9 protein-coding genes are annotated in these 12907 nt (G+C 42.8%); all 9 read right to left on the bottom strand.

From position 1 onward, the window contains the following. Positions 1-100: 100 nt before the first annotated feature. Positions 101-1909, bottom strand: coding sequence for a glutamine--fructose-6-phosphate transaminase (isomerizing) (glmS, locus tag QM874_RS04760; RefSeq protein WP_414316410.1), 1809 nt, complete (start codon positions 1907-1909; stop codon positions 101-103). Positions 1910-2651: 742 nt separating this feature from the next. Beyond that, positions 2652-4667 (bottom strand): ATP-dependent DNA helicase RecG, encoded by a 2016-nt coding sequence (gene recG / locus QM874_RS04755; RefSeq protein WP_414316409.1) that lies wholly within the window; start codon positions 4665-4667, stop codon positions 2652-2654. Between the two features lie 24 nt (positions 4668-4691). After that, entirely contained in the window at positions 4692-5795 is a 1104-nt protein-coding gene (gene alr / locus QM874_RS04750; RefSeq protein ID WP_414316408.1) for an alanine racemase, read from the bottom strand. Continuing rightward, positions 5776-6147 (bottom strand): holo-ACP synthase, encoded by a 372-nt coding sequence (gene acpS / locus QM874_RS04745; RefSeq protein WP_414316407.1) that lies wholly within the window; start codon positions 6145-6147, stop codon positions 5776-5778. Before acpS ends, alr begins: the two co-directional genes overlap by 20 nt. A gap of 47 nt (positions 6148-6194) precedes the next feature. Next, complete coding sequence (locus QM874_RS04740; RefSeq protein WP_414316406.1) at positions 6195-7226, bottom strand: 3-deoxy-7-phosphoheptulonate synthase; 1032 nt, start codon at positions 7224-7226, stop codon at positions 6195-6197. Position 7227: 1 nt separating this feature from the next. Further along, positions 7228-8259, bottom strand: a complete 1032-nt coding sequence (locus QM874_RS04735) for a 3-deoxy-7-phosphoheptulonate synthase (RefSeq protein WP_414316405.1) — start codon at positions 8257-8259, stop codon at positions 7228-7230. An 81-nt stretch (positions 8260-8340) separates the two neighbouring features. Continuing rightward, positions 8341-10854 (bottom strand): preprotein translocase subunit SecA, encoded by a 2514-nt coding sequence (gene secA / locus QM874_RS04730; protein WP_414316404.1) that lies wholly within the window; start codon positions 10852-10854, stop codon positions 8341-8343. Between the two features lie 326 nt (positions 10855-11180). Continuing rightward, entirely contained in the window at positions 11181-11510 is a 330-nt protein-coding gene (locus tag QM874_RS04725) for a hypothetical protein (protein ID WP_414316403.1), read from the bottom strand. Between the two features lie 75 nt (positions 11511-11585). After that, entirely contained in the window at positions 11586-12896 is a 1311-nt protein-coding gene (gene der / locus QM874_RS04720; RefSeq protein WP_045762664.1) for a ribosome biogenesis GTPase Der, read from the bottom strand. Between the last annotated feature and the right edge of the window lie 11 nt (positions 12897-12907).

Genomic DNA, 12907 nt, shown 5'->3' with positions numbered 1-12907 from the left:
CCTAAGCACCTTAGTTTGGTCATTGATTTTCATTAAGTATACAAAAAAGTGAACAAGACAGCATTCTGTTTTTCAGAAAACTATCTAGTTCACTTTATGTTTATTCTACCGTTACTGACTTAGCAAGGTTACGTGGTTTGTCCACATCAAGTCCACGGTGTAGGGTTGCAAAGTAAGCGACTAGTTGCGTTGGTACCACCATTGAGATTGGTGAGAGGTAAGGGTGTACGGTCGTAAGGACAATATCATCGGTATCTTTAGCAACATTTTCTTCTGCAATAGTAAGGACCTTAGCGCCACGTGCTGCCACTTCTTGGATATTTCCGCGAGTGTGGTTAGCAAGAACCGGATCTGACAAGAGGGCCAATACAGGTGTTCCTTCTTCAATCAAAGCAATAGTTCCGTGCTTGAGCTCTCCAGCCGCAAAACCTTCACATTGGATATAAGAGATTTCTTTGAGCTTGAGACTGGCTTCCATGGCTACATAGTAATCTTGACCACGTCCGATATAAAAGGCATTACGTGTTGTTTCAAGAAGATCACGCACCTTGCTATCAATCAATTCTTTTTCTGAAAGGGTTGATTCGATAGACTGAGCGACGATAGACAACTCGTGAACCAGATCAAATATTTGAGCTTTTTCGTTTCCATTTGCTTCACCGACCGCTTTTGCAAGGAAGGCAAGAGCAGCGATTTGCGCTGTATAAGCCTTAGTTGATGCTACAGCAATTTCAGGTCCTGCATGAAGAAGCATGGTATGGTTGGCTTCACGTGACAGAGTTGAACCAGGCACATTTGTCACTGTCAAGCTTGGGATTCCCATTTCATTGGCCTTAACCAAAACCTGACGGCTATCAGCTGTTTCACCAGACTGACTTATAAAGATGAAGAGTGGTTTCTTGCTGAGAAGTGGCATCCCATAGCCCCACTCAGATGAAATACCAAGTTCAACTGGCGTATCTGTCAATTCTTCCAGCATCTTCTTAGAAGCAAACCCTGCATGGTAAGATGTTCCAGCTGCAAGAATATAGATGCGGTCTGCATCTTGAACAGCCTTGATGATAGCTGGGTCTACGACTACTTGACCAGCCTCATCTGTGTAAGCTTGGATCAACTTACGCATAACTGTCGGTTGCTCATCGATTTCCTTGAGCATGTAGTAAGGGTATGTTCCCTTACCGATGTCTGATAAGTCTAGCTTCGCAGTGTAGCTAGCACGATCACGACGATTGCCATCATAGTCTTGCACTTCTACGCCATCTGCCGTCACAATCACCAACTCTTGGTCATGGATTTCCATGTATTGGTTGGTTTCACGAATCATAGCCATGGCATCTGAGCAAACCATGTTGTAGCCATCTCCAAGACCAATCAAAAGTGGTGATTTATTCTTAGCCACATAGATGACATCTGGATTTTCAGAGTCAATCAAGGCAAAAGCATAAGAACCACGGATGATGTGAAGAGCTTTTTTGAAGGCTTCAAGTACTGACATGCCGTCTTCTTCAACAAATTTTCCAATCAAGTGTACAGCGATTTCTGTATCTGTTTGCCCCTTGAAGTGGTGACCTGCAAGGTAGTCTTCCTTGATTTCAAGGTAGTTTTCAATCACTCCATTGTGCACCAAGACAAAACGTCCAGTCTCAGAGCGGTGTGGGTGAGCATTGTCCTCAGTTGGTTTTCCGTGAGTCGCCCAACGCGTATGTCCGATACCAGTTGTCCCCTCAACACCTGCTGTCTTGGCAGACAATTCTGCTATACGACCGACAGCCTTAACTAGATGATTTTCAGCACCACCTAGGACAAAAATCCCCGCAGAATCATAACCACGGTATTCGAGCTTTTCAAGCCCTTGAATCAAAATATCAGTTGCATTTGTATTTCCAACAACACCAACAATTCCACACATAGTATATACGACACAGACTAACTGTGCTTTCTCCTTAAATTGGTATAGTCTGATTTCCCTTTTACAGAACCAGCAAAGACAGTATATACTTGTTTCTTTTACTTGTCAAGAATAAAAATTGGTATAGCGTGATTCTGCCAATTCTATCTACTAAAAATCTATCATATTTCGCCTAAAGCAAGTATTTAAAAAGGGCTTTACCGCCCTTAATAACTACTATTTTGTAGCAAGCTTGTCTGCCTTTACTACTTCTTGAAAGTTTTTTGGTAATTTACTTTAATTGTCATTGTCATGTGAGAGTCCTCGTTTCTTTTTGATAACTCTAGTATAGGATTCCTCCCTAAAAGCAAACTTAAGATTTCCTTAGTAAAAACTAAAAGCAACTTCTGACTCAATGAAAACGAAAGAGCAAACTAGAAAGCTAGTCACAGGTTTCTCAAAGCACTGATTTTAGATTGCCTGTTAAGACTAAAGTGTTGTTTGAAGTAATGTTGAAGTTTATACATTCAGTAAATCAAATGAACATAAGCACTTTTCTAAATTCCTTTCCTGAGAATCCCATACAAAAAGAGCGTTACCGCTCTTTTACTTAGTATTTAGGAGAAGGTGTTTGTTCCTGTTGAAACGTTTTTTGGTAATTTACTTTAATTGTCATTGTCATGTGAGAGTCCTCATTTCTTTTTGATGACTCTAGTATAGGATGCCTTCCTAAAAGCAAACTTAAGATTTTCTTAGAGAAAGCTTAATCTAAATGTTCTTTCTTTTCTAGATTCAGGGCAACCACACGCCACTCTGGATCCTCCTGCCAATTAGGAAGTGAGCTGATATAGCTTGCTACCTTGCGGGCTTCCTCAAGTATAGGGAAGTCCTCGATAATATCAGCCACTTGAAACTCTGGTAGACCTGACTGTCTGGTTCCAAAGATTTCACCAGAACCACGCATTTTCAAATCTTCTTCTGCAAGGACAAATCCATTAGTCGTTTCCGTCATGATGCGCATGCGATCCTTTCCAGAGTCAGTTTTGGGATTGGCCACAAGTACCGCATAGGACTGCTTGTCTCCACGACCTACACGACCCCGAAGCTGATGGAGTTGACTAAGCCCAAAACGATCAGCATCCATGATAATCATGACTGTCGCATTTGGCACATTGACCCCGACCTCGATAACCGTTGTCGAAACCAAAATATCTGTTTTTCTCTCTTTGAAATCCTGCATAATCTGGTCTTTTTCATCACTCTTCATCTTCCCGTGTAAGAGAGCAACTTTTGCTTTTCCTGCAAAATGAGCCGTCAATTCTTCCGATAAAGCAATAGCATTTTTAAGATCCAGAGCTTCTGATTCTTCAATCAAGGGAGAGATGACATAGGCTTGAGAACCTTTCTGAATCTCTCCTTCCAACCAAGTCAAGACCTGCGGTAATTGCTCATGCTTAATCCAGCGTGTTACGATTGGTTTGCGCCCAGCAGGCATCTGGTCAATAATAGAAACATCCATATCACCAAAGGCAGTGATGGCTAAGGTCCGTGGTATGGGAGTTGCCGTCATCATGAGGACATCTGGATTTTCACCTTTTTCCCGTAAAATACGCCTTTGCCCTACACCAAAGCGGTGTTGCTCATCGATGATAATCAAGCCGAGTCGGGCATAGTCCACGCCGTCTTGTATAAGAGCATGGGTTCCGATAATCACATCGACTTCACCCTTGGCAATTTTTTCCAAAACTTGGCGCTTTTCTCCAACTTTTAAAGAACCTGTCAAAAGAGCTAGTCTTAAATCTGGAAAGAGACTCTCTAGACTTTCAAAATGTTGCTCTGCAAGGATTTCTGTCGGTACCATGAGGGCAGCCTGGTAACCCGCCGTTACAGCAGCATACATAGCTAGTCCTGCAACAACTGTCTTCCCACTACCGACATCCCCTTGTAGAAGGCGATTCATATGGCGGTCAGAACTCATATCAGTCAAGATTTCTTGCAGACTCTTTTCTTGAGCTTGAGTCAAAGCAAAAGGCAATTTCTCTTTAACGGCAGTTAGTTTTTCCTGGGACCAATTCAGGACCAGACCACTTCCTTGGACCATATTTTCAGATTTGAGGCTTTGCAATTGCATTTGGAAATAGAAAAGTTCCTCAAACTTGATCCGACGAAGAGCCTGTTTGTATTCAGCCAAATCCTTAGGAAAGTGCATAGCACGTACAGCTTGGCACCGTGACATGAGTTTGTATTTGTCTAGCAAGGACTGGGGGAGATTTTCCTCTATCAAGAGGTCCAATCCTTGATCAAAGGCTGTCTTAATGACCTTAACAAGTCCTGCTTGACTGACACCTTGTGCGAGACGATAGACAGGTTGAAGGTCGTCATCCACTTGGGCTAAAACCTTCATCCCTGTGAGACTAGCCTTGGCGCGATCCCACTTACCAAAAACGGCTAGAGTCGCCCCTAGCTCAATCTTGTCAGCCAGGTAGGGTTGGTTAAAGAAGTTAACTGCAAACACAACCTCTCCCTGCTTGATACTAAAGCGTAGACGATTGCGCTTAAATCCATAATACTGAACACTAGCTGGCGTTACCACCTGACCAGACAGAACCGCCTTCTCGCCGTCTTCTAGCTCTAGTACCTGCTTGGTCTTGAAATCTTCATAACGGAAAGGAAAGTAAAGCAAGAGATCCTGCAAGTTTTCAATTCCTAGTTTGGCATATTTCTCTGCTGATTTAGGTCCCACGCCAGGCAAGACATGCAAGGGTTGATGCAAATTCATGCTACTCTCCTTTCCATCTGTTTCTTAATAATATTCTCTCGGGATACGGTCACTAAGAAGGCAAACCACTTCATAGTTGATAGTCCCACGATAGGTCGCTACCTCTGTTGTAGTAATTTCTTTATCTCCATTTGTTCCAATCAAGGTTACTTTGGTCCCTAGTGGATAGACCTTAGGCAGACGAATGGTGATTTGATCCATAGAAACTCGTCCAACAATTGGACAAACTTGTCCATCCACCAAGACTGAAAAGTTTTGCATATTCCGTGTCCAACCATCAGCATAGCCGATTGGCAGAGTAGCGATAACTTGTTCGCTATCAGATTCATAAGTAGCTCCATAGCCCACATGTGCACCTGCTGAAACTGTCTTGACATGAACCAAGGCAGACTCCAAGGACAAGGCTGGCTTGAGATCATAGGGCAATTCCAAGACCTGTCCACTAGGATTGAGTCCGTACATAGCATCCCCCATGCGAACCGCTTTGAAAATCGTTTCCGCATGCCAAAGAGTTGTAGCCGAGTTGCTAGCATGAACCAGTTCTGGCAAATCTTTAAATTCTGCTAGAATCGCTTTGAAATGCTGCAATTGTTGATCAAAGTAGGCTTCTGATTTCTCATCTGCAGTCGCAAAGTGAGTAAAAATCCCTTCAACAGAGGCCCCATGTTCCTGAAGCAAAATTTGGGCCTCTTGGGCTTCTCTAGCATCTCTAAAACCAATTCGTCCCATACCTGAGTCAATCTTAAGGTGAACTGTTAGCCCAGATAGGTTTGATTGGGCAACCAACAAGGCTTGCACCCACTCTAGGCCAGCTACCGTCAAGGTAATATCAAATTCTTGGGCTAGTGGAATTGACTCGACCTCAGATACGCCTAGAATGAGAATTTTCTTAGCAATACCTGCCTGACGGAGTTCCAGTGCTTCATCGATATTTGAAACGCAAAAGCCATCAACATCTGACTGGATAGCCGTTGCAACAGCTACTGCCCCATGACCGTATGCATTAGCCTTCACAACTGCCCATTTGAGAGTCCCTTGTGGAATATGAGCCCCCATTTGCTGGATATTATAGCGGATAGCTCCAAGATTAATCAGAGCCTTGGTTGGTCTATGTGGACTTGTTTTCATGAGATTCCTCCAAAATTACACTTGCGGTTGCATATTGTTCAGTGTGGCTGATCGATAGCCAAATCTTACCATGAAAAGGAGCTTGGCTAAAATAAGGGGCGCCCTTCTCGTCATTCAAAATCTCTAAATCCTGAAAACTAAGCTTGCCTATCCCTGTTCCCATGGCCTTGGCAAAAGCTTCTTTGGCAGACCAACGCCCTGCTAGATATTCTATTTTTCTGCGTCCTTTAAGTCCAGTAAAGCGTTCCATTTCCTTGACCGTCAATACACGCTGGGCAAAACTGTCTTTTCTTTCAACCGCTTCTTGTATCGAAGCTAACTCTTCGATATCAATACCATGTCCAACTATCATTTTTCATCAAAAGAAGTTGAGATACCCCCCAACTCCGTCCTTTTCACTTATTTTGTTAAGGTAGCGTAAATTTCTTCTACCAAGGCTTCTGTATGTTCCCAACCTAGACATGGATCTGTAATCGAACAACCAAAGATTTCTGGCTGGTTTTGACGACCATCTGCTAGGTAAGACTCAATCATGAACCCACGAACTGTTTTCTTGATTTTCTCATTCCAATCACGATTGAGCAAAGTCTGGCGCACGATGCGGATTTGCTCTAGATACTGCTTGCCTGAATTATCATGGTTGGTATCAATGATGATAAAGGGATTTTCCAAGCCCATTTTCTTATAACCTTGGATTGAGTTTAACAGGGTTTCATAGTAAAAGTTGGGTTCATTTTTCCCATACTCATTTAAGGCCCCACGAAGGATGACGTGGGCCAAGGGATTGCCAGATGTCTCAACTTCTTGTCCATGGTAAAGGAAGGTTTGCTTGTTTTGCGCCGCATAGATGGCATTGAACATGACAGACAAATTACCAGAAGTTGGATTTTTCATCCCAACCGGCGCATCAATCCCTGAAGCCACAAAGCGGTGCTCCTGGTCCTCCACAGAACGCGCCCCCACCGCATGGTAGCTGACCAAATCATCAACCAAGACTAGATTAGACGGGTAAAGCATCTCATCAGCTGTTGTCAATCCTGTTTCAGTAACGACCCGATAATGTAGCTGGCGAACAGCCTGCAAACCATTAATCAGGCTCGGTGCTTTGGAAGTGTCCGGCTGGTGCACCAAACCCTTATAGCCATCTCCATTGGTACGTGGTTTAGCTGTATAAACGCGCATGACCATGAAAATCTTATCCGCAACTTTTTTCTGCAAGTCTGCTAAACGGCGAGCATATTCAAGCACTGCTTCTTCATTATCAGATGAACAAGGACCAATGACTAAAAGGATACGATCATCCTTACCAGATAGAATATCAGCTAGTTCTTGGTCTCGGCTTTCCTTATGTTGCAAGTCTTCTGCAGACAGCTGTGTTTCCGCCTTAATCGCTTCAATATCGATTTCTTGACCTTTTTCAATAAATGCCATACTATTCTCCTAGTCTTTGGTAGATTTCGCGAACAAGAGACTCAGTATTTTCCCATCCTAGACATGGATCGGTGATAGATTTTCCAAAGACCTCTGGTTCATTTTGACGACCATCTTCTAGATAAGACTCAATCATGAAACCACGGACATATTTTTTAATCTTTTCATTCCAGTCGCGGTTAATCAAGGTCTGACGAACGATGCGAATCTGATCCATATACTGCTTGCCTGAGTTATCATGGTTGGTATCAATGATGATAAATGGATTTTCGAGGCCCATTTTTTCATACTGGGCAATGGTATCCATCAAATTATCGTAGTAATAGTTCGGAATGTTTTTCCCGTATTCATTGAGGGCACCACGGAGAATAGCATGCGATAGAGGATTTCCAGTCGTTTCAACTTCTTTCCCTAGGAAAAGGAAACTTTGTTTGTTTTGAGCCGCATAAATACCGTTGAACATGACATTGAGATTTCCAGACGTTGGATTTTTAAAACCTGTCGCAAAATCTGCTCCACTAGCTACAAAACGGTGTTGTTGGTCTTCGACAGAACGAGCCCCAACTGCCATGTAGGAAATTAGATCATCTACCAAGGGAAGATTTTCTGGATATAGCATCTCATCTGCTGTCGTCATCCCTGTTTCAGAAATAACGCGATAATGCAGATGACGAACGGCCTTTATACCATTGATGAGGCTAGGCGCTTCTTTAGCATTCGGCTGATGAATCAAGCCCTTATAACCGTCACCATTTGTACGTGGTTTAGCAGTATAGACACGCATGACCATAAAGACACGGTCTTTGACTTCTTCTTGCAAGGCTGAAAGACGCTTAGCATACTCGACTACTGCTTCTTCGTTATCAGATGAACACGGGCCAATCACCAAGAGAATACGCTGATCTTCACCACGAATAATCGCTTCAAGTTCTTGATCACGTTGGTGTTTCTTGGCAAGGGCCTGACCTTCTAATTTAGATACACTACGAACTTCTTCGATATTAATTTTAGGGCTTTTTGCTGTAAATACCATGTTTCATCCTCCTTATAAAGCAAGCGGACGCCAAGTGAAAATTCACTTTTCACTAGGCATCCGCCTGAAAATCATTCAATCTTAACGTCGTTTTCCGTGACAGTTTTTAAACTTCTTACCTGATCCACATGGGCATAAGTCATTACGTTTGATTTGGCTGACATCCAAATCTGCAGGAAGGTCAGCTTGTTGGGCAGCAATATTGCGAGTGGCTGTCGTGCTGATATGACGCTCTGTCTGCGGACGTTCTTGTTCATGTATTTGAGCTTTCATCATCAAACGAGTCACATCAAACTCAATCGAACCGATCATATCATTAAACATACGGAAGCCTTCTGCTTGATACTCTACGACTGGGTTGTTCTGAGCATAACCACGGAGACCAACAGCATTACGTAACTGGTCAAGGGCGTCGATATGGTCAGTCCATTTATTATCAACCACACGTAGGATCAATACCTTCTGGAATTCCTTAACTGCTTCTTCATCTCTTAGCTTAGATACTTGGTTATTGTAAACAACCAAAGCACGTTGGAAGAGTTCTTCCTTGATTTCTTTATCTGACAAGCCTGACAAGTCATCAAGAGTAATAGAGTCTTCTGGCAAGAGGTTGAATCTAGCAAAGTTGAGGATTGCTTCTAATTTTTCATCTTGTTTAGCACGAGCATGGTTATCAACAACACGACCAATTGTGCGTCTAATCATGGCATGAATCTCAGGAGCAAGGTCACGATCAGCAGTGATAACATCGTAGCGTTGTGAGTAGATAATCTCACGTTGTTCACGCATGACGTCATCGTACTGAAGGACTTGTTTACGAGTATCGTAGTTGTTTCCCTCAACACGTTTTTGAGCTGCTTCTACTTGACGGGTCAACATGCGAGATTCGATAGCTTCGTCAGACATATTGAGGCGTTCAAAGACACCCTTCAAGCGTTCTGAACCAAAGCGTTTCATCAAATCATCTTCAAGAGAAAGGTAGAATTGAGATTCACCTGGATCCCCTTGACGACCTGAACGTCCGCGAAGCTGGTTATCGATACGACGGCTTTCATGACGTTCTGTACCGATGACACAAAGTCCACCAAGTTCACGAACACCTTCACCAAGTTTGATGTCGGTACCACGACCGGCCATGTTAGTCGCGATGGTAACTGCACCACGCTGACCAGCATTCATGATAATTTGAGCTTCTTTATAGTGGTTTTTGGCATTCAAGACTTCGTGAGGAACGCCTGCAGCTACCAATTTTTTAGAAATGTAGTCACTGGTTTCAACTGCAACCGTACCAACCAAGACAGGTTGACCTTTTTGGTAGCGAGCTTTTACATCTTCGACAACAGCCTTAAACTTAGCTTCGATACTTGCATAGAGTAGGTCTGAGTGGTCGATACGTTGAACCGGACGGTTTGTTGGGATAGGAATAACACGAATATTGTAGATTTCGCGGAATTCTTCTTCCTCAGTCTTACCTGTACCCGTCATACCTGACAATTTCTTGTACATACGGAAGAGGTTTTGGTAGGTAATAGAGGCTGATGTCTTGGTTTCATCTTGGATTGGCACACCTTCTTTAGCTTCAATCGCTTGGTGCAAACCATCCGAATAACGACGACCTTCCATGGTACGACCAGTAAATTGGTCGACAATCAAGATTTCCTGCTCTTCGCTGACCACGTAGTCAATATCGAGAAGCATGATGTAGTTGGCACGAAGGGCGTTATCGATAAAGTGAGTCAGAGCAACATTTTCAATATCGTAGAGGTTGCTTAGATTGAAGTAGCTTTCGGCCTTGTCAATCCCTGAATCTGATAGACCAATAGTCTTAGACTGGATGTCAATGATATAGTCATCCTTATCCAAAGACTTCACAAAATGGTCAGCCATATGGTAGAGTTGACTTGTTTCAACTGCATTGGCTCCTGAAACGATCAAAGGAGTACGAGCTTCGTCAATCAAGATAGAGTCCACCTCATCGACCAAGGCGTAATTGAGTGGACGTTGAACCATATTCTCCGCACGAACGACCATGTTATCACGAAGATAGTCGAAACCAATCTCTGAGTTGGTTGAGTAAGTGATATCACACTCATAAGCTTCTTTTTTCTCCATCGGAGATTTTGCTGCCAAGTTGATCCCAACTGACAAACCAAGCCATGAGTACAACTCACCCATCTCAGTCGCGTCACGTTCAGAAAGGTATTCATTGACCGTAACTACGTGAACCCCTTTACCTGAAAGAGCATTGAGGTATACAGGCATCGTCGCTGTCAAGGTTTTACCTTCACCTGTACGCATCTCAGGAACGTCACCATGGTGAAGAACGATACCACCCATAACCTGAACCTTATATGGAAAGAGACCAAGGACACGCTTAGCTCCCTCACGGACAACCGCAAAAGCTTCGTATAACAATGAGTCCAGTGATTCACCATTTTTGTAACGCTCTTTAAACTCTACCGTTTTTGCTTGTAATTCTTCATCTGTCAAGGCAGCCATCTGATCTTCATATTTAAAGACCTTATCAGCCATCTTCTCCAGACGACGAATTTCTCCTTTATCATTTTCGATGATTGATTTTAATAAATTTGCCATTTTTTTCCTTACTTTAAATTCTGAATATTTTAGAATGTTCTTTTTATTGTAGCATATTTGCCCATTTTTTTCAAGAAATATTCCGTTTTCCCTAAAGACGAAAAAAGAGCTGGGACAAAAGTCCTAGCCTCTCAATTGTCTTTGGACTGTCGAGCAAGACACAGTGGTTGAGTGGGCTCTACTTCGCTGATTTCATCAACTTTTACAGCCCTACTCAACTGTGCGGAGGTGGGACGACGAAATCGAATTCTAACGAATTACCGATTTCTTTCCCACTCCCCCTTTTAATTTCTCTTTCCAGCAAGGGTTTTTACTGAGATTTTTCCTCAGTCGATGCCAGCTGTCTTCTTGTCCAATCTCAGTTTGTTCATCTTTTTTAGACAGTCAATAACTTTCCAGTCATTCACTAGGGACAATAAGATTAAGAGTAACCAAATGCCCCACCTCGTTAAATCTCTAGGTTCTATCAAAATAAAAGTAAACAGTGAAAAAGAAAATACTGTAAAAGCTAGACTAAACAAAGCCCACAGAGGAAGGTAAATCCAGTAAAAATAATAGAAAAAAGTGAAGTATCTACTATTTTTATCTGCCTTCTCAATCCAATGCAAAAAGTAAAAGTAGGGCGCTAAAACCAACAATTTCACTAACTTCTCCATCTCACACCTCTCTAATCCTTTCCTTGTTTTATTATAGCAAAAAGATCTGGAAATCGCATTCCAGATCTTGATTGTTTATTTCCGTTTTCTTGCAATCAAATGAATCGGTGTTCCTTCAAAGACAAAGGCCTTGCGAATTTGATTTTCCAAGAAGCGCAGGTAAGAGAAGTGCATGAGTTCTTCTTCGTTAACAAAGATGACAAAGGTTGGTGGTTTGGTTGCCACTTGAGTCGCATAGAAAATCTTGAGACGTTTCCCTTTATCTGTCGGTGTTGGGTTGATAGCAATAGCATCCATAATCACATCATTCAAGACAGCTGATGGAATACGGGTATTTTGACTCTCGCTGATTTGCTTGATCATCTCAGGCAGCTTATGGAGACGTTGCTTGGTCAAAGCCGAAACAAAGATAATCGGTGCGTAAGGCAGGTATTGGAACTGCTCACGGATATCTTCCTCCCAGTTTTTCATGGTGTGGTTATCTTTTTCAAGGGTATCCCACTTATTGACCACGATAATCATTCCTTTACCAGCTTCGTGGGCAAAACCTGCGATACGCTTGTCGTACTCACGGATGCCTTCCTCAGCATTGAGGACCATCAAGACTACATCTGAACGGTCAATAGCACGCATAGCACGCATAACCGAGTATTTCTCAGTGTTTTCATAGACTTTACCAGACTTACGCATACCAGCAGTATCAATCATGGTAAACTCTTGGCCGTCAGCATCTGTAAAGTGGGTATCAATGGCATCACGAGTGGTACCAGCTACAGGGCTGGCAATGACGCGATCTTCTCCCAAAATGGCATTAATCAAGCTAGATTTTCCGACATTTGGACGTCCAATCAAGCTGAATTTAATAACATCTGGATTTTCTTCTTCAACTTCATGTGGGAGGTTTTCCACAATAGCATCCAGCACATCCCCTGTCCCGATACCATGAACAGATGAAATCGGTAGTGGTTCGCCCAAACCTAGAGCATAGAAATCATAGATATCATTTCGCATCTCTGGATTGTCAACCTTGTTAACGGCTAGGATAACTGGTTTATGAGTTTTATAAAGTTTACGGGCAACGTATTCGTCCGCATCTGTAATTCCTTCTTTTCCAGACACGACAAAGACGATAACATCTGCTTCTTCCATGGCAATTTCTGCCTGGTGCTTGATTTGTTCCATGAAAGGCGCATCGACATCATCGATTCCCCCAGTATCAATCATACTAAAAGAACGATTGAGCCACTCACCTGTGGCATAGATACGATCTCGCGTTACACCTTCAACATCTTCTACGATTGAGATGCGTTCTCCCGCGATACGGTTAAATAGGGTTGATTTCCCAACATTGGGACGTCCCACAATGGCAACAGTTGGTAAGGCCATGTTCTCTCACT

Source organism: Streptococcus infantis, assembly GCF_047463615.1.
GTDB lineage: Bacteria > Bacillota > Bacilli > Lactobacillales > Streptococcaceae > Streptococcus > Streptococcus infantis_X.
This window is presented reverse-complemented; position numbering and strand designations above follow the sequence as displayed.

Excerpts from the sequence above, each read along its gene's own strand:
- acpS (WP_414316407.1), bottom strand. The coding sequence starts at position 6,147 with ATGATAGTTGGACATGGTATTGATATCGAAGAGTTAGCTTCGATACAA.
- recG (WP_414316409.1), bottom strand. The coding sequence starts at position 4,667 with ATGAATTTGCATCAACCCTTGCATGTCTTGCCTGGCGTGGGACCTAAA.
- secA (WP_414316404.1), bottom strand. The coding sequence starts at position 10,854 with ATGGCAAATTTATTAAAATCAATCATCGAAAATGATAAAGGAGAAATT.
- alr (WP_414316408.1), bottom strand. The coding sequence starts at position 5,795 with ATGAAAACAAGTCCACATAGACCAACCAAGGCTCTGATTAATCTTGGA.
- der (WP_045762664.1), bottom strand. The coding sequence starts at position 12,896 with ATGGCCTTACCAACTGTTGCCATTGTGGGACGTCCCAATGTTGGGAAA.
- QM874_RS04740 (WP_414316406.1), bottom strand. The coding sequence starts at position 7,226 with ATGGCATTTATTGAAAAAGGTCAAGAAATCGATATTGAAGCGATTAAG.
- QM874_RS04725 (WP_414316403.1), bottom strand. The coding sequence starts at position 11,510 with ATGGAGAAGTTAGTGAAATTGTTGGTTTTAGCGCCCTACTTTTACTTT.
- QM874_RS04735 (WP_414316405.1), bottom strand. The coding sequence starts at position 8,259 with ATGGTATTTACAGCAAAAAGCCCTAAAATTAATATCGAAGAAGTTCGT.
- glmS (WP_414316410.1), bottom strand. The coding sequence starts at position 1,909 with ATGTGTGGAATTGTTGGTGTTGTTGGAAATACAAATGCAACTGATATT.